The sequence below is a fragment of the Paenibacillus silvestris genome (genome assembly GCF_009882985.1).
Taxonomy (GTDB): domain Bacteria; phylum Bacillota; class Bacilli; order Paenibacillales; family NBRC-103111; genus Paenibacillus_E; species Paenibacillus_E silvestris.
The window spans coordinates 843,758-866,455 of record NZ_WTUZ01000022.1; the positions used below are offsets into that span (position 1 = coordinate 843,758).

Genomic DNA, 22,698 nt, shown 5'->3' on the forward strand with positions numbered 1-22,698 from the left:
CAAAGATAGATTCTATATATTATTCGCACGAAAACATAAAATTCCTTCTTTATGATTCAATTTTTTCGGTTTTCATTTTTTCATTTTTTCATTTTTCAATTTTAATTTTCACTTTTTCGTTTTTCGCTTTTTCGTTTACTTGTTATTCGTTATTGCCAGATCAAATTCATTTCGTGCCATTGGACGCCACCATGTTCAGATGCTGATGGGGCGATGTACCGAAAACCATTTTTTTCATAGAATGAAATCAAATGTTCTTCACACATTAAAACAATACCTTGTAAGCCTTCTTCTTTGGTTATTCTAATCACTTCTTGGAGGAGATTTGTGGCGACGCCCTGCCGTTGATAATCTGGATGAACGGCAATTGTAAGTAAACAAAAATAACTGCCGTTAATATCATAATCAACGCCCTGCTTGATACTCTCATCTGCGAGGTCGTTGTGATTTAGTCTTACACCATTGGCAACACCAATTATTAGTTGTTCTGCATGTGCATCGGATTCAGCTACCAGAAAAAAGGGGGCAAACACTTCCATCCTCATCCGAAAAGCTTCCCATGTAGCAGCGGACTCTTTCGTATACACACTTATTTCAATGTTATGGGCTGCTTTCAAGTCAAGATCATTGGCAATAGGACGAATATTCATGGTTGATACTAGCTCCTCTGTGTATGTTTTTCCCATGGGAAAATTTATTTCGTATGCACATAAGTGTTTGCCTATAGCATAGTATGGGTTTATGTAGTATAATTCAAATAAAATGTTTCCCTAGGACAACATTATTGGTCTTACGAAAGAAGGAGATATGTATGGCAGTAGCATATAAAGAAGCTGAGCATGAAGGTGAAGGCTGGAAAGGCAAATCCTCCATGCCTAGCTTACCTGAGGTTCATCAGAGTATGCCAGTACCCAAAAAAGCGGGATTTTTCCGTAAATTGCTTGCATTCGTAGGTCCTGGCTATCTCGTTGCTGTAGGGTATATGGATCCTGGTAACTGGGCTACGGATTTAGCTGGCGGTTCCAAGTTTGGATATACGCTTTTGTCTGTGATCTTAATTTCAAACCTGATGGCTATTCTCTTGCAGGCGTTGGCTGGTCGCTTAGGTATTGTTACAGGCCGTGACTTGGCGCAAGCGTGTCGGGATCATTATAGCAAACCTGTTTCGTTCGTACTATGGATTCTATGTGAGTTAGCGATTGCTGCCTGTGATTTGGCAGAAGTAATCGGTGCGGCGATTGCCTTGAACCTGCTGTTTGGGATTCCGTTAATTTATGGCGTTATATTAACGGCATTAGACGTCCTTTTAGTTCTTATGCTTCAAAAAAGAGGCTTTCGTTACATTGAAGCCATGGTTATTAGTTTGATTGCACTTATCACTTTTTGTTTTGTAATGGAACTTATATTTTCACAACCGGATTTTGCAGCTGTAGCAGCGGGATTCATTCCTACAACTGAAATTGTCACTAATCCTGCAATGTTATATATTGCTCTTGGTATTTTGGGGGCGACAGTTATGCCTCATAATTTATATTTGCATTCTTCGATCGTTCAAACACGTAAAATTGAGCCTACTATCAAAGGCAAACGAGAGGCAATTAAATTCGCAACGATTGACTCTACTGTGGCCTTAATGCTTGCTTTATTCGTTAATGCGGCTATTCTGATTCTTTCTGCAGCAGCTTTTCATTCAGCAGGTACAGAAGTAGCTGAAATCCAGGATGCCTATCATCTCTTGGGTCCTATGTTAGGTACTGGAGCCGCGAGTATTTTATTTGCAGTTGCCTTGCTAGCCTCAGGGCAAAATTCAACGCTGACTGGTACATTAGCCGGGCAAATTGTAATGGAAGGCTTTCTAAACATTCGTCTTTCACCATGGCTTCGTCGTTTGATCACAAGGTTGATTGCTATTATACCTGCGGTAATTGTGATTGGCATTTATGGGGAAAGTGGCGCGACGGATTTGCTCATTCTAAGTCAAGTCATCCTGTCCTTGCAGCTTTCCTTTGCGGTCATTCCGCTAGTGAAGTTTACCTCTGATCGTAAAAAAATGGGTGAGCTCATCACACCGAAGTGGATGATCGTGCTTAGTTGGTTCGTAGCGGTATTAATTGCTGCTCTAAATGCCTATTTGCTTTATAGTACCTTTTTTGGTAATTAATGATTAAATCTTTCAGGAAGGCTGTGGAGTAATCCTATCGTTTTCATTTTCCCTCTTTTTCTTATTCCTAAACAGTGGTAATATAGAGGACAGTGTAGAGAAGGCAAGCGGTCTAAATGCACTTCATTGAAGGGGGAAAAGGCTTTTGCTTAAGAGAACTTTAATCGGATTACTTCGCAGTCACGAAACGACCGGAGATAAAGCCAAAGATCCTTTGCTTAAAACAAGGTATTATAAGCTTTCCAAAGAGCAAGTTTGGGAAGAGGTCACGGCTGTTTTGAAGAAGACACCAGGTTATAAGCTGCTCCACGAAGTCCAAAGTGTAGGCGAGATTCTCGCTGAACGCAAAACAATGACAGGCAGGACACAGGATGTTACTTTGACACTGTTCGGGATTAATCCCGTGAAAACGGCAGTGGATATATATTCAGCATCCCGCGGCTCGATGGGGGACCTAGGTTCCAACTACCGTACGATTATAGATATTTATAAACAATTAGACCGTAAACTAGCTCAATATAAGATTGAAGGATAATAAAAACAGCAGGGAAGCTTGGCCTCCTTGCTGTTTTATTTGTTTCTATTAGATTAATTTTTTAACAGCTGCAACAGCTGCTTCGTAGTTAGGGTGAGCAGTCATTTCGCCCAGGTATTCCACGTATTGTACGGTATCGTTAGCATCGATAACGAAGATTGAACGCATATCAAGTTGAAGTTCTTTGATCAATACGCCATATGCTTCACCGAAGGATTTTGTTTTGTAATCGGACAAAGTGATAACTTTATCGATTCCAGCTGCGCCACACCAACGGGATTGTGCGAAAGGAAGGTCAACGCTGATTGTCAGTACAGTAACATTATCGCCAAGGCCAGCTGCTTCTTCATTGAAGCGGCGAGTTTGTGCGTCACAAACGCCTGTGTCCAAGGATGGAACTACGCTGATCAGTTTTACTTTACCAGCATAATCTGCCAAGGTTACTTGTGTCATCAAGTCTTTGTTAACAGTGAAGTCAGGTGCTTTGTCACCTACTTTAATTTCAGGTCCTACCAAGGTGATCGGATTGCCTTTGATTGTAGCAACACCAGTACGGTCTTGAGCCATTTGAACAGTTCCTCCTTTGATTTCCATGCAATTTAACAACTTTTTCATTATAAGCTTTTTGAAGTTAGGTTGTCCAATTGAAGATGTGAGGCTATAATTTAAATGCATAAAATGTTGACAGATTCGTAATCCTGTAAGAAAAGTCGGGGGATTCATCCAAGTGGAATTAAGACAATTGCAGTATTTTGTGAAAGTTGCAAGAAAGCAGCACGTAACGCAAGCCGCAGAAGAAATGCATGTGGCTCAGTCGGCTGTTAGCCGCCAAATTCATCTATTGGAAGAGGAACTTGGCGTAAATTTATTTGTTCAAAAGGGACGTAATCTGCATCTGACATCGGTTGGTCACTTATTTCTAAGCCGCATCGAGGGGATATTGACGGATTTGGAGCGCGCTGTTGGTGAGATGCATGAATTTCTCGATCCGGAGGCAGGGGAAATTCGGATTGGTTTTCCGCACAGCATGGTCATTAATCTGCTGCCTGCTGTTGTCGCGTCTTTTAAAAAAGATCATCCTAATGTTAAATTTCGACTTCGGCAAGGGACGTACACGTCTTTGATTCGGGATGTAACGAAAGGTGAGATTGATCTCGCATTTATCTCGCCATTTCCAGAGTCACACGAGCATGTGACAGGTGAATTATTACTGACTGAAGAATTGTATGCGATTATCCCAGCCAATCATATCCTTGTTGATTACACATCGATTCGACTCGAGCAGTTGAAACATGAGAATTTTGTAATGTTTAGTGAAGAATATACGCTGCGCTCTATTGTCATGGAGGCATGCTTGAAGGCGGGGTTCGTCCCGAAAATTGAATTTGAGGGAGAAGAGACGGACACAATTCGTGGTCTCGTTGCCGCGGGGATGGGGGTTAGCTTGTTGCCTGCGATGGCGTTAATAGAAGGCGGGCAAATGCAGCCTGCCAAAATCCGTGTTACGGATCCGCAGGTGACTCGTACAGTTGGTTTGATAAGCCGGAAAGGCGAGAAGCTTCCATTAGTAGCTGAAGTTTTCAGACGCTTTCTGCAAGAGTATTTCCAATAATAAAAGCTCTCCTTGTGCGCTGCTTACGCTGCAGCACCATGGAGAGCTTTCTTTATTAATCGTCGTTGTTGCGACCGCTAAATATCATGACATATTTCAGTAACTCCAGTACGGAAATTAACGCTGCCGCGACATAAGTCAGGGCCGCTGCGTTGAGGACCTTGGCTACTCCGCGTTCTTCTTGATTGGAGATGAAGCCTTCGGAGACCATCAAATTGCGGGCTCTGGAGCTAGCGTTGAATTCAACTGGCAGAGTGACTAGTTGAAAGGCGACTGCTGCTGCGAAAAAGATAATGCCCAGACCGAGAAGCCATGGAATCTGTTGGAACAAGAAGCCAGCTATTATTAAGAGAGGGGCGACACCAGATGCAAAGTTCACGACTGGGAACATGTAATGTCTTGCAACGAGCATTGGATAATGTACTTTGTGCTGAATCGCATGCCCAACTTCATGACAGGCGACGGAAATGGCTGATATGGAGCTTTGATAGTAGACAGGCTCTGATAGACGCACAACTCTAGCCATCGGGTCATAGTGGTCTGTTAACGTGCCTCGTACGGCTTCAACAGGGACATCGTAGAGCCCATTGGCATCTAGCATCCGGCGTGCAGCCTGAGCGCCTGTCATACCTGAATAGACAGGGACACTAGACCATTTGTTGAAGGTTCCGCGAACTCTGAACGAAGCCCACAAAGAAAGAGCGAATGCAATAATAATGAGAAAATCCATTGGGTGAAAAAATAACATTTCACACGCCTCCGTAATTCGTTATGAGAACGGATTTTTACCTAGAAGAACAATTAACGCTTCAATGCATGCTGCAGTTGGCTGCGTAAGTATGCGATAAAGCTTTTTAAGTTGATTTGGCTTCAGCTGTTGGATGATTGGCCCAAGTTCTTTGGCTTCCTTCATTAACTGTTCAAGATGAAGCTGGATAGATGTCAGCTTATCTCTCACTGTATCATCCGGGGATACTTTGCTCCATTGTTGTAAGTTTGCTTTGATCTCCTCTAAGGTATACTTCTCGTTCTTCATTGTTTCAATACGTTTAAGTCGATTCAAAGTTTCATCGCTATAAAGGCGGTAGTTCGTATCGGATCTCTTCTCTGGCTCGATTAAGTTAAGCTTGGTGTAGTAATCAATGGTTCGAGAACTAACATCGGCAAGTTTGGCTAGTTCTCCGATTTTGTATAGCTTCTCATTCTCCATGTTTCATTCACCCCTACTCCAATGTCATATAATAAATTGCTTCTATAATAATGATACCTGATTATAAACCGTACAGTCAAACGTGATGCTTATTATACCTGACAGGGGTTATAAGATAGGAATCTTAACATTTTTAACTAAAAATTAACGAAAACACGAATTATGCCTGTTCGATGTCAGGTTATTTTTCGTTTTTTTCATTTTTTTAGAGAAAATCCTATTGTCAAACCCATATAACCTGTATATAATGACATTAAGAGTTTCATTACATGTTATTTAATCTAACATTAAAGGAAGTGGTCGTATGGTTAAGAAGTTGTTGTTAGCTTTTGGTGTCATGGCCTTGTTGTTCCCTACTCTCGCATTTGCCGCAGATGAAGCAACAGTGCCCCAATTGCAAAGTGCAATCGATGCCGTTTGGGTCATGTTAGCCGCAATTTTAGTAATCTTCATGCAAGCTGGTTTCGCCTTATTAGAAGCAGGGTCGACTAGAATGAAAAATGCCGGTCACGTAGCCGGTAAAACAATCTTAACATTCGGATTATGTGCTATTGCTTTCTGGGCTGTTGGCTTCGGTTTCGCCTTCGGTGACGGAAATGCTTTCTTCGGGACAACAGGGTTCTTCGTTACAGGCTTGGAAGATCAAGCTGCAGCGTCATTCGGTTCCTTATCCTTCTCTGATGTGCCAATCGGCATCAAGTTCTTATTCCAACTAGCTTTCGCAGGTGTATCCTTGGCGATTGCTTGGGGGGGATTTGCAGAAAGAGCAAAGCTTCCGGTTTACTTTATCTTCGGAATTCTGTTCACTGTAGTTATTTATCCAATCGTTGCTCACTGGGTATGGGGCGGCGGCTGGTTGAGCAAGCTTGGTATGCAAGATTTCGCGGGTTCAACAGTCGTTCACTTACAAGGTGCGACAGCAGCTTTGGTAGCAACAATCTTGTTAAAACCACGTATTGGCAAATATAATAAAGATAAAACGCCAAACCTTATTCCTGGTCATAACCAAGTGTTGTCTGTTCTCGGTGTTATCATCCTTTGGATCGGTTGGTTCGGATTCAACCCAGGTAGTACACTAAGTGCAATGAATGATGGATTCTTCGGTTATATCGCGTTGACAACGAATATGGCTGCTGCGGCAGGCGGCGTTGCAGCACTGATTATATCTTGGATGTACTTTGGTAAAGCTGATATTCCTAGCATGTTGAACGGTGTTCTTGCGGCACTTGTTGCGATTACTGCAGCTTGTGCGTTCGTAGACACTTGGGCAGCAATTGTTATCGGAGCAGTGGCAGGTATCGTTACATTCTTCACAGCACAATGGTTTGAAAGAGCGGGTATCGACGATCCAATCTACGCTTTCTCTGTACATGGTATCGCTGGTATCTGGGGTACACTTTCCACGGGTCTATTCGCAACGCCTGAACTTTCTGCTAAAGTTGGTGTAGGTGGTGCGGGGTTATTCTACGGTGGCGGTTTGCACCAATTAGGTATTCAAGCGCTTGGTGTTTTCGGAGCATTAGCATTCGTGCTTGTTCTTTCCTTCATTATCTTAGGAATTCTTAAAGCTACAGTTGGTTTACGTGTAACAGAAGAAGAAGAAATCATTGGTCTGGATTTGTCTGAACATGGTTCATACGGCTACCCAGAACAAATGAAAAAAGCAGCTCAAAACGGCGTGTCCGTTTAATATCACATAACTTTCTACTTGGGCAAAGGGGATGCAACATGAAACATCTCTCAATGGAACAGATCCTGGAGCGTATCTATCTATCGGAACAGTTCGATGAGATGCGAATAACCAGAGATCAGGTGCATGAGATGTTTCGGGAGCATCTCCTTTTCTCTCATACACCTGAATTAGGACGAAAAGTAAACGCCATTCATGATGCTTTTATACAGAGGACGATTGAGCTTGCTGAACACATATTAGAAGATGAAGGTTTTGGGAAACCTCCTGTGCCGTATGCTTTTATATTGTTCGGAAGCGGAGGACGAAGTGAACAAACACTTTGGAGTGATCAGGACAACGGGCTTGTATATGCGGAAAGCGAAAAGCATCAAGAGGAAGAAGTGGAAGAATACTTCATTAAATTGGTTGATTGTATCTTACAAGGTTTAGATGCGTTAGGGTACCCACCGTGTGAAGGTAATGTTGTTTCTAGTAATAAACAATGGCGTAAGCCGTTAACGGGGTATACCCGAATGATGCTGGAATGGTTGCAGGAACCGGATTGGGAAAATATCCGTTATCTGCTCATCATGGCGGATATGCGGTGTATATACGGATCGCAAAAGTTGGTCGATCAACTGAGAGGCACATTTTTAACCTATGTTCAGGAGAATTCGAGTATTTTGAACTATTTATTGTCGAACACACTCCACCACAAGATATCGTTAGGTGTCTTCGGCCAGTTAATTACCGAGAGGTATGGGGAAGATGCAGGTGGTTTTGATATCAAATATGGCGCTTATATTCCTATTGTAAATGGGATTCGCCTGCTCGCTATCCAAGCTGGAATTATGCACTCATCCACGACACAAAGGATAAAGCAGTTAAAGGATAGTGGGTTTATTCCAGATCAGCTAGCGGATGAATGGTTAGAGGCATTTGGTGTTGCGCTTAAACTTAGGGATTTGACTCCGTTCCAAATGGAAGATGAGATGTATACAACCCGTGGGAAGTTAGCTGCAGATCAATTGACCAAGGAAGTTAAACAGGAATTAAAGCAATGTTTACGTGCAGGGATTGAATTGCAGAAATATGTGAAAAAGTCGATTGTTTCGCACATAGAGAGAGAAAAAGGTTAGATGGATCGGAGTGCATTTTCTAGTGCTGGAGAGGTGAGATGGGATGAAAGATATGCGACCTGGCGGACGTATGTGGCAGTTATACAAAATGGGGGGATTGACACCAGCAATAACCTCTATGTTTGATGTGCAAAGTGCCCAGCAGATGGCTTTTATTCGCTCCATGTTAAAAGAACAGCGGAAGGATTCCCTGTTTGAAATACCGCTGCACGCAATGGAAATTGTCGTTTTTGATTTGGAAACAACAGGCTTTTCTCCTTATAACGGTGATGAAATTATTTCGTTCGGCGGTGTCTCCGTCATTGGTGGTGAAGTTCAGAAGGATCATACCTTCTATAGTATGGTAAATCCGAAACGTAAAATCCCGGAAGACATTATTGAATTAACAGGGATTACGAATGAAATGGTGGCGGATGCGCCTGAACTGATCGGTGTTTTGAGTGATTTTCTGGAATTTGTACAGCAGCGGATTCTCGTTGCACATGCAACAGGTCATGATAAAAACTTTCTGAATTCTGCACTCTGGCGTACTTCTAAGGTCAGCTTGTCTCATCGCGTTCTCGATACGATGATGATTGCCAAGTGGTTGATGCCTAAAAGGAAAAATTTAAGTTTGGATTCCTTGCTGCATGCCTATGAAATTCCGATAACTCAGCGTCATCATGCCCTAGAGGACTCCCTCATGACAGCAGAGCTGTGGTCTAGATTTATGGAGGAAATTAAAGCACGGAATGTAGATACATTAGGTGATCTATATGCGCTCTTAAGCCATCATTGACCTATTACAAACGCGAGTTTGTGATAGCTGGTCGATGAGGCTTTTTTTATTTGGTAAAGCAGCAGCTCGGGCTTATCTGGATGCATGAAAGACAGAATCCAATGAGTAGGAATCGTATGCCAAAGGGTCTGAAGGTCCGCGGCGGATGGGATTGCCGGAGCCGTCGGGTGTGAGTGGAACAAGCCAATCACGGGATTTTGGCTATTTGTTAGGAAGGGAATCATCTCCACAGGGCTGAGCTCGAAATGCGTTCGAGGGTTAGTGGAGCAATTCCGCATGGGGACAAAGGAAGAGGCAAGCAGCTCTCCATTTGAATTCGATAGCTCGCCTAGAATGAGACCGCACGCTTCCTCTGGCATTTTCTGCTGGCTGTATTGAAGCAGATGAGTATAGAGTTCTCTTTGTAAAAATACGATCATTAGCGCTCCCACCTTATGAATGACTAAGATTGAGGCTAGTATATCATGCTTTTTCTTTCAGTACTTCATTAGGTTTGATGCAGAAAAAGACGAGCGCTAACATAAGAAGAGCCATTGAAGCTACTGTTATAAACAACGTCTTGTGTGAGACATTCATGAGCCATCCGAATAATGGCGGACCGAATGCGACGCCGATAAAGCGAAGGCTGTTGTACAAGGACGTAATCATACCGCGCTGGTCACGTTCTACAGAACCGGTGATCATAGTGTTTAGACAGGGAAGCAGGAGGCCAGTTCCAATTCCGCTAAGCGATAGTAATCCAATGAATACATATAGATTCGTGTTGAGAAAGATTGCTAATGTTAGGGAAACTGTCATCAAGATCAGTCCAATATTCATTAACCAACGCATCATGGTGCCATTTTGTTTGATTTTAGCGCCGGTTGTGTACGAGGTTATGACCATGCAAAGCAGGGGGACGGCAAGCACGAACCCTTTGCGGATTCCTTCTATACTATAAGGTTCTTCCTCTAATATTTGAGATAAATAAAAGAGAACGCCGAAGAGTATGAAAAGAGTGATCGACCCAGCGAAAAAAGCCGGAATGAGCCATTGCCCTTTTTCCCGCAGGATATCTCTGATTTGCTTTAAGTAGACGCCAAGAGGTTCAGCTTTTTTCTCATTAGGAGGTTCTTTGATCATAAAAATAACAGCCAGCAAGGCTAATACGCAAAATATCGGAAATGCGAAAAATGGAGCATACCAGACGATTAGAGCAAGTAAAGAGCCTAATATGGGGCTAACTACCTTGCCTGCTCCATTGGAAGCTTCTATGAGGCCGAGAGCTTTGCTTGCATCTCCTCCTTTATACAGATCACCAACAAGAGCCATGGCAATAGGGGCTGTACCAGCCGCTCCAAGGCCCTGTATGGCGCGTGCAATGATAAGGATGGTATAAGAGTTCCAAACAGCCGCAAAGCCAGCTAGGACGCCAGCTGCTCCATACACGATGAGCGATGGAATGATGACTGATTTACGTGTGAAACGGTCTGATAAGTACCCTGACACCGGAATGATGATGCCTGCTGCGATGGAGAATAGGGTAATGACTAGAGAGCTCTGAAAGCGGGAGATGCCCATCTTTTCCTGTAGATCAGGTAAAATGGGAACTAACATGGAATTCCCTAAAACGAGAACCAAAGGAATTGTTGCTAGCGCGATATATTGCCAAATGGTGCCTTTGCTTGATTTGTTGTTTGAAGCTTTGTTGGAGCCGTTGCTGTCACGGTCACTAAATCGGTTTTTGGTTTTGACGTTGGTTGTTGCAACTTTATTCACTTTGATGATTCCTTTCCGAGCAATTGATAGAATTACTTTTCCCATAAATGGGGAAAGCATACTTTATTGAGATGTTGATGTTGGAAATTGGACTGAATTGGAGATAATATAGACAGTGGAGGTGAACACATTTTTGAAGAAGAATGTATTTGTAATCGTCTTGGTCGTATTATTAGCCGGGATAGCGATCTACCAAAATGCCCAGCATAAGAATAAACAAACCCTAATGCCGACTGAGCAAGCTCCACAGGTGAATTTCCTAGCCCCTTCGTTTACCTTGACAGGGCTTGATGGGAAGGCGTACACGATTGGCGGTCCGCGTGAGAAGCCTTTGCTCGTTAATTTCTGGGCGTCCTGGTGTGGTCCTTGTGAGGAAGAAGCGCCAGATCTGGTGAATGTATATAACAAATACGAAGGACAATTTGATTTGTATGCGGTGAACGTGACGCCTGGGGATAAAATGGAGAATATCAAAAAGTTCGTGGAAACGTATAAATATCCTTTCCCAGTGCTTTTGGATAAGCAAGGAACGAACGCAGATACGTACCGGGTCGTTGCGATTCCAACTAGCTTTCTGATTGATAAGAATGGCGTCGTTCGCGAAGTAATTCATGTGCTTTCGCCAAAAGAGCTGGATAAAAAGATTGCGGGTCTCATCAAGGGATAATAAAAAAGCTGCAAGTTAGCCTCGAGGCCAATTTGCAGCTTTTGTCTGTTTGTGAGTCTTAGTGATTGATCAAACCGAGCCGCTCGTTCTGCTCTTTGTTGGCCGGCTCAACACGTTGTCTGCTGATGAGTGCATAACGTAAGCTGTCCACAAGCGCATACCAGCTGGCTTCGATGATGTTACTGGACACCCCAAGTGTGTTCCACGTTGTGTTAAAGTCTGTTGTTTCCATGAGGACACGAACTTTACCAGCTGTTGCGTCTTTTTCATCAAGGACACGAACTTTATAGTCAGAAAGATGAATGTTCTTGATGTCTGGGTAGTATTGGATAAGCGCTTTGCGTAGAGCGTTATCCAAGGCGTTGACAGGGCCGTTGCCTTCTGCCGCGGTGTAGATCGTCTCACCATGAACCTTAACTTTAACGATGGCTTCGGATACGACGGATTGGTTCGCTGATTTCTCAACAAGCATTTTGAACGATTCCAAGGTAAAAATCTCTTCAAGTCCTTCGAAAGCTTCGCGCAGCAATAGTTCTAGTGTCGCGTCCGCACCTTCGAATTGGTAGCCTTGATGCTCTAGATCTTTAATCTTCTCAATCACTTCTTTGGTTTTCTGGTGCTCTCTGTCAAAGTCTAAGTTCAGCTCTTGCGCTTTGACAAGCACATTGCTTTGGCCGGCAAGCTCTGAGACAAGGACGCGCTGCTTGTTGCCGACGAACTCAGGTTTCGTGTGCTCATACGTACTTGCATCCTTAAGAATCGCAGATACGTGAATACCGCCTTTGTGAGCGAATGCAGCGTTGCCGACATAAGGCTGATTGATCGGCATATGCATGTTGGCGATTTCACTGATATATCTTGAAACTGGCGTTAAAGTTTTCAACTGTTCCGGGGAAATAACCTCGTATCCTAGCTTCAGTTGTAAGTTAGGGATAATTGAGCTTAAATTGGCATTCCCGCAACGCTCGCCGTAGCCGTTAATCGTACCCTGAACTTGTCTAGCGCCAGCTTGAACGGCAGCAAGGCTGTTGGCTACACCTAATTCACAATCGTTGTGCGCATGAACACCAACAGGCGTCGTTACATGCTGCTTCACTGCTGACACGATAGCTGTAACTTCACCTGGGAGCGAGCCGCCATTGGTGTCGCATAATACGATCCAGTCTGCACCGGCATCTTGCGCTTTTTTGATCGTTTGCAGGGCATAATCAGGATTGTTTTTGTAACCGTCAAAGAAATGCTCTGCATCATAAATGACTTCTAATCCGGAACTTTTCAAAAAAAGAACGGAGTCATAGATCATAGCCAGGTTTTCTTCGAGGGTCGTTTGGATAGCTGTATGCACGTGGAAGTCCCATGACTTCCCGAAGATTGTGGCTACCTGCGCACCAGATTCAACAAGTCTGTTCAGATTAATGTCATCAGATGCAATGGAATCTTTGCGTCTAGTGCTGCCGAATGCAGTAATCTTGGCATTGGTGAACTTCATGTCGCGGACACGCTCAAAGAATTCGATGTCTTTGCTGTTGCTGCCCGGCCATCCGCCTTCAATATAATGAACCCCAAGCTCATCGAGCTTACGGGCAATTTTAATTTTATCCTCAACAGATAGGCTAATGCCTTCTCCTTGAGTTCCGTCTCTTAGTGTGGTGTCGAAGATTTTGACTGATGTTGGCATGGGTTCCTCCTTCAAAAGCTAGCAAAAGTGACTTGGATGCTTATGTGCAGGTTAATATGCTTGCTTTAAAGCGCTAATGTATAATTTACGATTATACCATAATATTACGGGTAAAGACATCATAACTCAAAATTGCGTTTGCTTGAAACAATATTTTTTTGTATGCTGAAATTGGCTATATACTAGGTCTTTGATCATGGGAGGGGTTGTGAAATGACGACGATCGAGCATCACTATCCCAAACAAGGCAGAGTTATTTTGCATATCGATATGAATGCGTTCTATTGTTCGGTCCATGAGGCTGTTGAGCCTGAATTATATAGAGGGAAGCCAATTGCAGTTGCAGGGAGTGTTGAGCTCCGCCGAGGGATTATTGTTACTTCATCTTATGCTGCGCGATCGATTGGGATTAAGACAGGCATGCAAGTTAGGCAAGCATTGAAGATATGTCCGGATTTGATTCTGATCCGTCCTGATTTTGAATTATATCGTGGGTTTTCAAGACGTTTTATGCAAATCGCCTATAGCTATTCGCCAATGGTTGAATCTATGTCGATTGATGAGTGTTTTGTTGATATTACCGGTTCCAAACAGTTTGGTACGCCGCTTGAAATTGCCTCAGCCATTCAGCTAAGGATTATGAAAGAGTTGCAGTTGCCTTGCTCCATCGGCGTTGCACCCAATAAATTATTAGCTAAAATGGGCTCGGATATGAAAAAACCGAATGGAATTTCAGTTCTGCGGCTGCGGGATGTGCCTAAGGTTTTATGGGATCAACCATGTAACTATTTATATGGAATCGGCAAAAAGACTGCGGACAAGCTAACGAAGCTGGGAATCTTTACATTAGGTCAACTAGCAGTAGGCGACGAGTTATTGCTGAGTAAGCATTTTGGTATTATGGGTCCACACTTAAAGCGTTCGGCGAATGGGATTGATAACTCGCCCGTTAACCCAGAGCAAGAACAAAGTAAATCTATCGGTCATACAACTACGCTGCCACGGGATTATATAGAAAGAAAAGAGATTCACCGTGTTTTCTTGAACCTTGCGGATCAGGTGGCAAGGAGGCTTCGCAAGCAGGAATTGATGGCGTCTACGATCCAAATTACCATTCGCGATCCTGAGATGAGGACCATTACGAGATCCGTTACTTTGCCAACGCCGACGGAGCATATGGATGATATCTACAGAACCTCCTGCCAGTTGTACGATCATCAGTGGGAAGACGGGAACCCCGTCCGGTTATTAGGGATTACCGTGCAAAACCTAACTAGCAAGGAAGAAACATTCGTGCAGCTTGATTTATTTGACTATGAGAAGCAGCCAAAACGTGAAAATTTAAATAAGATCATGGATGGACTGCGAGATAAGTTTGGGGAGAACGCCATTCTAACCGCGGGTATGATGAGTGACGACCCTTCTGCTTTCATTAGAAATCATAAATCAAGGGGAACTTCCTTGCAGATGGATCACTTGAAGAACAATCCGCTTCATAAGGAAGAGGAGAAGTGAGGGAGCTATGGCACATTGCATCGGTTTTGCCGGATATTCCGGGAGTGGAAAAACGACTCTGATTACCAAACTGATCATTGAGATGAAGCGTCGCGGCAAACAGATTGCCGTATTGAAACATGATGCTCATGGACACTATAAGGAAGCACCCGGAGCTGATTCTACAATTTTTGCTCAATCCGGCGCGGAAGCGGTTGTGACAATTTCTATTGACTCTATTCATGTCTTTGAGAAAAAAAACAAGCCTGACCTGCAAGAGCAGATCAAAGCTTTTTCGCACATGGATTATGTTTTTGTTGAAGGATTTAAGCGGGAAAAGCATCCAAAGATCGCTGTTTTTCGTACAATAGAGCAGAGTGAAATTATCAAAGCTCTAGAACAGGAGCCTATTGCGATTGCAACGGATATGGAAGTGCTGGATTCTCAGGTTTCAACCTTGCCAACGCTTGATTTGAATGACATTGTTGCTCTTGCTGACTTTGTTGAAAGGTATTTTAAGGCAGAACAATTTTAAGGTTTGAACTTTGTCCTCATTTATATTATATTTTACAATGAGGATAAAATGAGGAGGAGTTAAACTATGGCAAAGTATACATTCGTTGATAAAGATACTTGTATTGCTTGTGGCGCTTGCGGAGCTACAGCACCAGACATCTATGATTACGATGATGAGGGCTTGGCAGAAGTGATTTTTGATGGAGATGGCAACAAAGGGGTAACTGAAATTCCGGAAGATCTATTTGATGATCTACAGGATGCACAAGATGGCTGCCCAACTGATTCCATCAAAGTTGCGGATTCACCTTTTAACTAATCATAACCTAACTTGCGGAGGAATCCGCAATATATGTCGAAAAAGCTCAGTTCCTGTCATGGGACTGAGCTTTTTTTTGCTACAATTTGTATTTTTTTGTAACAATTCATTGCCAATTGTTTCCCTCCATCTTACAATGAAGCTAGTATGCATGGGGAGGCTCTTATGGGTAAAAAGAAATGGATCAATACGTTGGCAGTAGGGCTTGTGTTACTGCTATTGTCGACATATTTCTACACGGTGAACTCGAGCGGATTATTTTATTTTATTGAGGGTCCCCTTCAAGATGTGTTGCGTAAAGCCAAATCGGTCGATGAACGCCAACCTGAGGATCGGATCAAAATTGTTAAGATTGATGAGAAATCTTTAAAAGCAATCGGGAAATTCCCATGGGACCGAACAACTTACGCGCAATTGATAGAAAAGCTGGAGCAATCCGGCGCAGCCGCAATCGGCATAGACGTTGTGTTAGCTGAACCTTCAAAAAACCCCGCAGACGATAAAGCTTTGGCTGATGTACTAGCCAAATATCATAATGTTATCCTGCCCGTTCAAATCAATTACCCCTCCAAACAGCAGCAAGCAGGAGATTTAGTACCTGAGAAAGTTGATTACCCAACCGCAACCTTAACTACGAACAAACAACAGATGGCACATATAAATGTGTTTGTCGATAAGGATGGAAAAGCCCGTAAACTCCCAGTTGGTTTACCAGATGAGAACGGGACTTTCATACCAGCTTTCAGTGTCGCCCTTGCCAATCTAGTTCTTGACGACAAAGAAAAGGTTAAGAGAGATGAAGTGACGGGAGAATGGAAGCGCGGCAGCATTGTTATGCCAACGAATGAGAGAAATCAAGTAACAACAGAGTTTTTCACGTTGCCTAGACAGAAAGTCGATGCTACTACTGGATACGAAATGCTATCTTTCGTGGATGTCATGAATAGCAAAAATCCTTTGCCTCTGCAGGGCAGCATTGTATTGGTTGGGCCTTTCGTTACAGCGATGCAGGACGAATATCCTACTCCGATCAGTTCTGTTAAAATGTTTGGGATCGAAATACACGCCAATATGATTCAAACTCTGTTGGAAAGCAAATTTTATAAAGACACAAGTAAACCAGTTGGTATTGGTCTAATTCTATTGATTTCGTTATTAGCTATTTACTTATTTGGGAGATTCAAAGGAAAGACTGCACTTTTTATTTTTATTGGCATGTTCGTGATTTATGGCGGTGTATGGTTAGCTTTTTATATTGCAGGCTCAACTTTTGCGCCACTCGTTTATCCGCAATTTGCCTTAGTAACAATATACATATGGTCATTAGTAAGTCATTACCTGGAGGAGCGTAAAGAGCGCAATCGGGTAACAGGGATATTTGGTAGATTTGTTTCGAAGTCTGTGGTAGATGAATTGCTGCAATCTGGAGAAGATGTCAAGCTTGGGGGAAGCCGCAAGGATATATCACTTATTTTCGTTGATATTCGCGGGTTTACGCCAATGTCGGAGAAGTTAGAACCCGAGCAGGTGATTCAAGTTCTGAACGAATATTTGGATGTGTGTACGAAAGCGATTTTTAAATTCAATGGAACGCTTGATAAGTTCATCGGTGATGGTGTTATGGCGATGTTCGGCGCTCCCATTGAGTATGATAATCACCCGGAAATGGCTGTTCGCGCAGCGATCGAAATGAAGTCACAGGCAAATAGGCTTGAACAGAAGTTGATTGAGAAGTACGGGATTGGTGTGAAATTTGGTCTAGGAATCAACAGCGGACCTGCTGTCGTCGGGAATATCGGTTCCGAAGATCTGCGTCTGGACTATACGGCGATCGGGGATACCGTGAATTTGTCAGCACGTCTGGAATCCAATGCAAAGCCAGGTCAAATTCTCATTAGCGAGCAGACGTATGAGCGGGTCAAAGATCTTTTTGAAATAGTGTCTATCGGTAAAATCAAGGTAAAAGGAAAAGAAAAACCCGTGGCAGTATTTGAAGTTATCGGGAATCTTTAAAGTTGGAAACTAGGGAGGAAGTCGGTGTGGGGATGTCCAAGAAATCATTTGTCTCATTATGTGTAAGCCTAAGTTTGATATTTAGTTTGATCTCCGTGCTGCTTGTGAAGCCTGTAGACGCTAAAACCGTTCGGGTAGCTGTGGTATCGTCATTATCAGGAGAAGTAACGGTCAAAAAAGGCGGCGGCTCCAAAACATACGATGTTTATGAAAGTATGAGTTTGAATCAAGGTGATACCATTTATACAGGTGCTAGCTCATCTGTAACGCTTAATTTGAGCAGTGGTGATGCCGATGTAACCTTGGGGGAAAATGCGGAAATCAATGTGTCCGACCTCAATTCTTCGGATGGAAACAAGAAGTCCAAGCTCAAAGTCTGGGCTGGTTCGTTGTGGGTTAAGGTGAAATCATTAGCCGGTTCTAATGATGAATTTGAAGTTGAAACTCCGACGGCTGTAATGGGTGTACGTGGGACGCAGTTCTTTGTGATGGTTGATCCGGTAACAGGTGCTATCAAAATGGCCGTTGGAGCAGGTAAAGTTTCTGCTTCTACCGTAACGACAACCGAGGATTCGGACCAGAAAACAACCGTTACCTATTTGTATCCAACACAACAAATTTCTCTTGATTCCAGAAATGAAACGGAGGATTTGTCATTGAAAGTGGATTTCCTTGATCTGGCTGATTTCGTTAAGCAGGCATCGCCTGAGGTTATCAAAGAATTCATTCTGAACAAAGCAGAAATTGATAAAGAGAATGATGAATTTATTGCCCAAAAAGCAAAAGAACTTGCTGAAGGCAAAGTAACGGATGACGAGAATCTAGTTGTGAAAAGCAAAGAAGAGCTCGATAAAGTGAAACAAAACTTCGATAACTTAGTTGGCAACATTGCCAAGAAAGCTTTGACGGAAAATAAATTCGATCAATCTTCGATGGATAAAGTCGTTGCTGATGCAAACAAAAAGATATCTCAGGAAAACAAAAAATTAGATTTAAATAAAGTTGTGGATTTGGATAAAACAGCGGGTGTTGATGCTGAAAAAGAGAAGCAAAAGCAAGAACTGTTGAAGAAACTCGAAGCTGAGAAGTTGAAAATTAAGCTCGAACAGGAAAAAAAGTTAGCTGAGCTGAAGAAACAGTTGGAAGCGCAGCTTAAACTTCTGGAAGAGCAGAAGAAAAAGATTGAAGCGGATAAGAAGGCGGCTGAGGAAAAAGCTAAAGCAGATGCATTGGCGAAGTTGAACGAGACCGTAGTCACTAAACCACCTGTGACTGGCGGCGATTCCGGTTCTGGAGGAGACTCAAACCCAGGAACACCTGAAACCCCGGTGCCGTCTGTAAGTCTAACAGCGACATTAAATCAAACAAGCGCAAATGAAATTTCGAATATGTATAACTTGGATGTTAATTTGAGTAATTTCGTTGGGTCTAATGATATTTATGGCGTTGAAGTCCATTTGTTGTATGGTTCAAATACTTTTTACAGTGCAGATAAGCCGCTTATAAATGGGACGATTTTTGGTCGAGACAACCATACGAATTACGCTCAGAATATCAAAGAATATGAGGGCGATAATCAAAAAGAGTTAGTTTATACGGTAACAGGCTTCGGGGATGCAGCGAATATCGCGGTTTCCGGCACTCAAAAATTTGTAACCATACCGATGAATGGTTATGGACATCAAGAGGTGAGTGTTGGGAAAATTGTTATTGTGCGTAAAAATGGAACTTCCATTCAAATCATCCCGATTGTTGAATCGAGCATTCAACCTGCAATTCTAGAAATCCATGCCGGTGTTTAATTGAATTATGAATGAGGAGAAACCTATGAAACCCTTAAAATATCTACTAATTTCATCGCTTGCGGCTGCAACTTTACTTGGCGGTTCATCCGCGTGGGCAGCAGGTTTGTCTGCGGATACGCTGCGTTCGAGTAATGGCCAAATGCTTGCGGATGTTACCACCTTCGCGGGAATTGGCGATTTTGAAGATTTGAATGGCGATGCGCTAAGAGCCGGATTCCGTGCTCCAGGCAGTGTTGTTCAGCTGCCTGACGGCAGTGTTCTGATTGCAGACACTCGCAATCATCTTATTCGTAAGGTTTCGGGAGGCAAAGTCACGACGTTCGCAGGACCGGAGATCGTTGTAACCACGAATAGCCTAGGTTTCCCGACAGGGGGACTGCTTGATGGGAAAGCCCCGGAAGCATTCTTTAATGCGCCGTCAGGATTGGCTGTCGATGGCAAGGGGAATGTGTATGTAGCGGATTCTGCGAATAATGCGGTTCGAAAAGTGGATACGAACGGGCAAGTTACGACACTTGGAGGAAATGGTGTTCCCGGTAAGAAGGATGGCAAAGGATCGGCCGCAAGCTTCAATCATCCAAGTGATGTTGCGGTAACGGCTGACGGAATTGTGTATGTAGCAGATTCGTTGAATCATGTGATTCGTAAAATTGCTACGGACGGCACGGTTTCAACACTCAATGCGGCTTCTACTCGTGCAATTATAATTCGTCCTGGTGAAGCGTCATTTGCTGGCGAGTATCAGGATGGTAGTTTGGCAGAAGCGAAGTTCAACGAGCCTGCGGGTCTTGCACTGGACAGCAAAGGAAATCTATATGTGAGCGATACAGGTAATCAGCGTGTGCGTTATATAGATCTGCAAGCTGGCACCGTGAAGACGGTTGCTGGATCTACAGCGCGATTAAGCAATAATTCGATTTATGAAAAAAATGAGCTATATGCTGGTGGAGACTATGCAGATGGTGAGGCGTTACTAGCTAAATTTGACTTTCCAAAAGGGCTCGCTGTCACTTCTGAAGGTGGAGTTTTGATTGCAGATAGCTTAAATCATGCGATTCGTTATTTACTGGATGGCAAAGTGACAACGATTTCTGGTACGATTCAAACGGGTGAGAGTGACGGCGTGGAGCGGGCTGCTGAATTTTACAATCCTAGTGATGTAATTGTAACTGCTCAAGGAAATATAATCGTTGCGGATGCTTCGAACAACAAAATCCGTAAAATAACGCCATATCATTTACCAACAAATTTAACCAATCAGGGAATTAATGTTGTACATGGCGACAAAGCGATTTCTTTCGATGCTCAGCCTGAGATTCAGGATGGTCGGACGATGGTTCCGGTTCGCGCGATCAGTGAAACCTTTGGTTACGAAGTCAAGTATGCTGAACAAGCGGGCAAAAAAGTTGTGCAGCTAGTTAAAGGAAACACCACTGTAGAGCTGACAATCGGTGATACTGGCGTTGTTCTTAAGCAAGCAGGACAAGTTGATGTGAAGCAAGCTACAGACGTTTCGCCCTATGTGAAACAAGACAGGACGTATGTACCGATTCGTTTCTTCGCAGAGCAGATCGGTTTGGACGTTCAGTGGGATGATTCAACTCGAACAGCGATATTACGTACATTATCTTTTGTGAAATAAAGGCCAAACGGGCTTGACGGGGGAAACCTTGTTAGGCTCGTTTTTTAATTTAGCTTCAACTCCAAGCCTCATCTGCCGATAAATTTGAGAGAGTCAGTCTCAAAGTACGCGCGGGGAGGTATCCGAGATGAAAAATAATCATCGCCAAGATCAGCTGGAACGTTTTTTTCAGCATAATCCGATCGAGGATCCGCTGTATCTTAAGAAATATGTCAAAGAGCATCCTGATCATAAAATGGCTTGGTATTTGCTAGGGCGTGAATACGCAGCGCAAGGAAAAGAAGGCAAGGCAGCCTACTGTTTTGCGCAGTCTGGCGAGATTTACGAGGCTTTTGAGCGGCAGAAAATAACGATCGAAGGGCCGCTTCCTTCTAGTCCATCTGCTGCCTCTAAGACCGCCAAGAATGCGGAGATGACGAGTCGGGTGAGGGGCAAAGGGAAGTGGATGCCCCTCTTGGTTCTTTTGCTGCTATTGGCAGTTCCGGCCGCGATAGATTCTGCGAAGAACGCCGTGCCAAGTGAAGCTGCAAAGGCAAATCCAAGCAAAGACGCGAGTGCGCTTGCTGTGATGAAGCCAGATCAGACGCAAGGAGATTCGGCTGTACCTGGGACGAAGTTATATTTCTCTGAAGGGGACTTTGGAAAAAAGCTTCAGCAGGTTCTTGTTTCGTCCAGCTCGAGCGCTGGAGAGTCGGTTATTATGCAAGCACCGCGAAGTGCAGATGGCAAATGGATTGAGTGGAACAGATCGGTGAATCCGCTGCTAAGTGTGACGTCTGATGGCGGAGGCGGGAGTTCATCTGCTTTGAAGTACTATCAGCCGCAAATATGTTCCTGTCAAATTGCCGATAGCTCGGCGCTTGTTCCGGTTATTGATCAATGGATGAAGGATCGTGAGCAAGCGATTGTGCTGCAAAGCGCGATGAAGGCTTATCAAGCAAAAACGGGTTCGCTGCCGGAGACAGCTGATCAACTATCCAAGCCCTATCCCGATAATTTGCTTCCAGGGCTTACGCTAGAACTGCAGGAGCTGTTTCCGCAAACGCTCAAGTTGTTGAAAGCTGATGCAGCGAAACCAGGACAACCTCAGGAGACGAAGCCACTGGAGGGACAAGCTCAGGCCAATCAAGGAGCCAAAGAAGTTACTGGGCCAAGCAGTTCGCAGCCCAAAGCATCAAGCGATCCCTTGCGTGAACCGCTCAGAATTATGATTGATACGGATAAGCACGTTCTCGCATTAGTCAGCGGAGATAAGATCATTCGCAGTTATCCTGTTGGGTTAGGCGGTGAGAAAACACCTCAGGGTGATTTTATCATTAGCGAAAAGGTTCGTAATCCGAACGGCAAATCAAACGGCGAGTTTGGGAGTCGAGGTATGACTCTATCCGATACGCTGTATGCTATTCATGGGACGAATAAGCCTTCCAGCATCGGCAAAGATGAGTCGCACGGCTGTGTTCGCATGCAGCAGGCGGACATTGAAGAACTCTATGACATGGTGACACATCAAACGAAAGTGACGATTGGCAAGGGGATACTGCCTGAGCCTGGTTCAGGCGAAGGGGGAGGGTCCCCTGGCAGTGGTGCTGGAAGAGGGAAACCAGATCAATCCTTCGGACTGCCGCTGAAGACAAATGACAGCAATCCAGGCAAAAAATATAAGTGGTTGGATTAGTTCTATTGTCTTACTAATAATCGA

At 43.7% G+C, this 22,698-nt stretch carries 21 protein-coding genes; 14 read left to right on the forward strand and 7 right to left on the reverse strand.

From position 1 onward, the window contains the following. Positions 1–149: 149 nt before the first annotated feature. Positions 150–650, reverse strand: a complete 501-nt coding sequence (locus GQF01_RS24235) for a GNAT family N-acetyltransferase (RefSeq protein ID WP_161409308.1) — start codon at positions 648–650, stop codon at positions 150–152. A gap of 161 nt (positions 651–811) precedes the next feature. On the opposite strand from GQF01_RS24235, the gene GQF01_RS24240 reads away from it, so the two are divergent. Both GQF01_RS24240 and GQF01_RS24245 read left to right on the forward strand, forming a co-directional pair. After that, on the forward strand, positions 812–2,161 hold the full coding sequence (locus GQF01_RS24240; RefSeq protein ID WP_161409310.1) for an Nramp family divalent metal transporter: 1,350 nt from the start codon (positions 812–814) through the stop codon (positions 2,159–2,161). 145 nt (positions 2,162–2,306) lie between these two features. Continuing rightward, on the forward strand, positions 2,307–2,696 hold the full coding sequence (locus tag GQF01_RS24245) for a DUF1499 domain-containing protein (RefSeq protein ID WP_161409311.1): 390 nt from the start codon (positions 2,307–2,309) through the stop codon (positions 2,694–2,696). A gap of 48 nt (positions 2,697–2,744) precedes the next feature. Here the strand turns inward: GQF01_RS24245 and tpx are convergent, their stop codons facing one another. Next, the gene (gene tpx, locus GQF01_RS24250) at positions 2,745–3,263 is read right to left on the reverse strand and encodes a thiol peroxidase (protein WP_145659233.1); all 519 of its coding nucleotides are present in this window, start codon (positions 3,261–3,263) and stop codon (positions 2,745–2,747) included. Between the two features lie 160 nt (positions 3,264–3,423). Here tpx and GQF01_RS24255 point away from each other — a divergent pair, with 160 nt between their 5' ends. Next, a complete protein-coding gene (locus tag GQF01_RS24255) occupies positions 3,424–4,308 on the forward strand; it encodes a LysR family transcriptional regulator (RefSeq protein WP_145659232.1) in 885 nt (294 codons plus the stop codon). Between the two features lie 55 nt (positions 4,309–4,363). Here GQF01_RS24255 and GQF01_RS24260 read toward each other — a convergent pair whose 3' ends face one another. Further along, positions 4,364–5,056, reverse strand: a complete 693-nt coding sequence (locus GQF01_RS24260; RefSeq protein ID WP_161409312.1) for a zinc metallopeptidase — start codon at positions 5,054–5,056, stop codon at positions 4,364–4,366. 21 nt (positions 5,057–5,077) lie between these two features. Further along, positions 5,078–5,518 carry a MerR family transcriptional regulator gene (locus GQF01_RS24265; RefSeq protein WP_145659229.1) on the reverse strand — a complete coding sequence of 147 codons (441 nt, stop codon included), beginning with the start codon at positions 5,516–5,518 and terminating at the stop codon, positions 5,078–5,080. Positions 5,519–5,822: 304 nt separating this feature from the next. Here GQF01_RS24265 and GQF01_RS24270 point away from each other — a divergent pair, with 304 nt between their 5' ends. The 3 genes from GQF01_RS24270 to GQF01_RS24280 are packed head-to-tail and all read left to right on the forward strand — an operon-like array spanning position 5,823 to position 9,107. Next, positions 5,823–7,208: an ammonium transporter gene (locus tag GQF01_RS24270; RefSeq protein ID WP_161409313.1), complete on the forward strand. Its 1,386-nt coding sequence runs from the start codon at positions 5,823–5,825 to the stop codon at positions 7,206–7,208. A gap of 38 nt (positions 7,209–7,246) precedes the next feature. Then, a complete protein-coding gene (locus GQF01_RS24275) occupies positions 7,247–8,329 on the forward strand; it encodes a DUF294 nucleotidyltransferase-like domain-containing protein (protein ID WP_161409314.1) in 1,083 nt (360 codons plus the stop codon). Between the two features lie 43 nt (positions 8,330–8,372). Further along, entirely contained in the window at positions 8,373–9,107 is a 735-nt protein-coding gene (locus tag GQF01_RS24280; RefSeq protein ID WP_161409315.1) for an exonuclease domain-containing protein, read from the forward strand. Here the strand turns inward: GQF01_RS24280 and GQF01_RS24285 are convergent. Then, a complete protein-coding gene (locus GQF01_RS24285) occupies positions 9,101–9,526 on the reverse strand; it encodes a Mov34/MPN/PAD-1 family protein (RefSeq protein WP_161409316.1) in 426 nt (141 codons plus the stop codon). The two genes, GQF01_RS24280 and GQF01_RS24285, sit on opposite strands and share 7 nt — an antisense overlap. A 43-nt stretch (positions 9,527–9,569) precedes the next feature. Continuing rightward, a complete protein-coding gene (locus GQF01_RS24290) occupies positions 9,570–10,760 on the reverse strand; it encodes an MFS transporter (RefSeq protein WP_328803540.1) in 1,191 nt (396 codons plus the stop codon). A 238-nt stretch (positions 10,761–10,998) separates the two neighbouring features. Here GQF01_RS24290 and GQF01_RS24295 point away from each other — a divergent pair, with 238 nt between their 5' ends. Further along, on the forward strand, positions 10,999–11,532 hold the full coding sequence (locus GQF01_RS24295; protein WP_161409319.1) for a TlpA family protein disulfide reductase: 534 nt from the start codon (positions 10,999–11,001) through the stop codon (positions 11,530–11,532). A 58-nt stretch (positions 11,533–11,590) separates the two neighbouring features. Here GQF01_RS24295 and cimA read toward each other — a convergent pair whose 3' ends face one another. After that, positions 11,591–13,210, reverse strand: coding sequence for a citramalate synthase (gene cimA / locus GQF01_RS24300; protein WP_161409320.1), 1,620 nt, complete (start codon positions 13,208–13,210; stop codon positions 11,591–11,593). 213 nt (positions 13,211–13,423) lie between these two features. On the opposite strand from cimA, the gene GQF01_RS24305 reads away from it, so the two are divergent. From GQF01_RS24305 to GQF01_RS24335, 7 genes are all read left to right on the forward strand, one after another. Further along, positions 13,424–14,725: a DNA polymerase IV gene (locus GQF01_RS24305; RefSeq protein ID WP_161409321.1), complete on the forward strand. Its 1,302-nt coding sequence runs from the start codon at positions 13,424–13,426 to the stop codon at positions 14,723–14,725. A 7-nt stretch (positions 14,726–14,732) separates the two neighbouring features. Then, positions 14,733–15,239 (forward strand): molybdopterin-guanine dinucleotide biosynthesis protein B, encoded by a 507-nt coding sequence (gene mobB / locus GQF01_RS24310; protein WP_161409322.1) that lies wholly within the window; start codon positions 14,733–14,735, stop codon positions 15,237–15,239. Positions 15,240–15,305: 66 nt separating this feature from the next. Then, a complete protein-coding gene (locus GQF01_RS24315; RefSeq protein ID WP_127454548.1) occupies positions 15,306–15,539 on the forward strand; it encodes a ferredoxin in 234 nt (77 codons plus the stop codon). Positions 15,540–15,704: 165 nt separating this feature from the next. Next, entirely contained in the window at positions 15,705–17,552 is a 1,848-nt protein-coding gene (locus tag GQF01_RS24320; RefSeq protein WP_161409323.1) for an adenylate/guanylate cyclase domain-containing protein, read from the forward strand. A 32-nt stretch (positions 17,553–17,584) separates the two neighbouring features. Then, positions 17,585–19,354, forward strand: coding sequence for a FecR family protein (locus tag GQF01_RS24325; RefSeq protein WP_235960457.1), 1,770 nt, complete (start codon positions 17,585–17,587; stop codon positions 19,352–19,354). 25 nt (positions 19,355–19,379) lie between these two features. Beyond that, a complete protein-coding gene (locus tag GQF01_RS24330) occupies positions 19,380–20,999 on the forward strand; it encodes a stalk domain-containing protein (RefSeq protein ID WP_161409325.1) in 1,620 nt (539 codons plus the stop codon). Positions 21,000–21,126: 127 nt separating this feature from the next. Next, entirely contained in the window at positions 21,127–22,674 is a 1,548-nt protein-coding gene (locus GQF01_RS24335; protein WP_161409327.1) for a L,D-transpeptidase family protein, read from the forward strand. Positions 22,675–22,698: the final 24 nt, after the last annotated feature.

What these genes read in the sequence shown, in the direction of transcription:
- GQF01_RS24235 (WP_161409308.1), bottom strand. Translation starts at nt 650, where the DNA reads ATGAATATTCGTCCTATTGCCAATGATCTTGACTTGAAAGCAGCCCAT.
- GQF01_RS24240 (WP_161409310.1), top strand. Translation starts at nt 812, where the DNA reads ATGGCAGTAGCATATAAAGAAGCTGAGCATGAAGGTGAAGGCTGGAAA.
- tpx (WP_145659233.1), bottom strand. Translation starts at nt 3,263, where the DNA reads ATGGCTCAAGACCGTACTGGTGTTGCTACAATCAAAGGCAATCCGATC.
- GQF01_RS24260 (WP_161409312.1), bottom strand. Translation starts at nt 5,056, where the DNA reads ATGTTATTTTTTCACCCAATGGATTTTCTCATTATTATTGCATTCGCT.
- GQF01_RS24265 (WP_145659229.1), bottom strand. Translation starts at nt 5,518, where the DNA reads ATGGAGAATGAGAAGCTATACAAAATCGGAGAACTAGCCAAACTTGCC.
- GQF01_RS24270 (WP_161409313.1), top strand. Translation starts at nt 5,823, where the DNA reads ATGGTTAAGAAGTTGTTGTTAGCTTTTGGTGTCATGGCCTTGTTGTTC.
- GQF01_RS24275 (WP_161409314.1), top strand. Translation starts at nt 7,247, where the DNA reads ATGAAACATCTCTCAATGGAACAGATCCTGGAGCGTATCTATCTATCG.
- GQF01_RS24280 (WP_161409315.1), top strand. Translation starts at nt 8,373, where the DNA reads ATGAAAGATATGCGACCTGGCGGACGTATGTGGCAGTTATACAAAATG.
- GQF01_RS24285 (WP_161409316.1), bottom strand. Translation starts at nt 9,526, where the DNA reads ATGATCGTATTTTTACAAAGAGAACTCTATACTCATCTGCTTCAATAC.
- cimA (WP_161409320.1), bottom strand. Translation starts at nt 13,210, where the DNA reads ATGCCAACATCAGTCAAAATCTTCGACACCACACTAAGAGACGGAACT.
- GQF01_RS24305 (WP_161409321.1), top strand. Translation starts at nt 13,424, where the DNA reads ATGACGACGATCGAGCATCACTATCCCAAACAAGGCAGAGTTATTTTG.
- mobB (WP_161409322.1), top strand. Translation starts at nt 14,733, where the DNA reads ATGGCACATTGCATCGGTTTTGCCGGATATTCCGGGAGTGGAAAAACG.
- GQF01_RS24315 (WP_127454548.1), top strand. Translation starts at nt 15,306, where the DNA reads ATGGCAAAGTATACATTCGTTGATAAAGATACTTGTATTGCTTGTGGC.
- GQF01_RS24320 (WP_161409323.1), top strand. Translation starts at nt 15,705, where the DNA reads ATGGGTAAAAAGAAATGGATCAATACGTTGGCAGTAGGGCTTGTGTTA.
- GQF01_RS24325 (WP_235960457.1), top strand. Translation starts at nt 17,585, where the DNA reads ATGTCCAAGAAATCATTTGTCTCATTATGTGTAAGCCTAAGTTTGATA.
- GQF01_RS24330 (WP_161409325.1), top strand. Translation starts at nt 19,380, where the DNA reads ATGAAACCCTTAAAATATCTACTAATTTCATCGCTTGCGGCTGCAACT.
- GQF01_RS24335 (WP_161409327.1), top strand. Translation starts at nt 21,127, where the DNA reads ATGAAAAATAATCATCGCCAAGATCAGCTGGAACGTTTTTTTCAGCAT.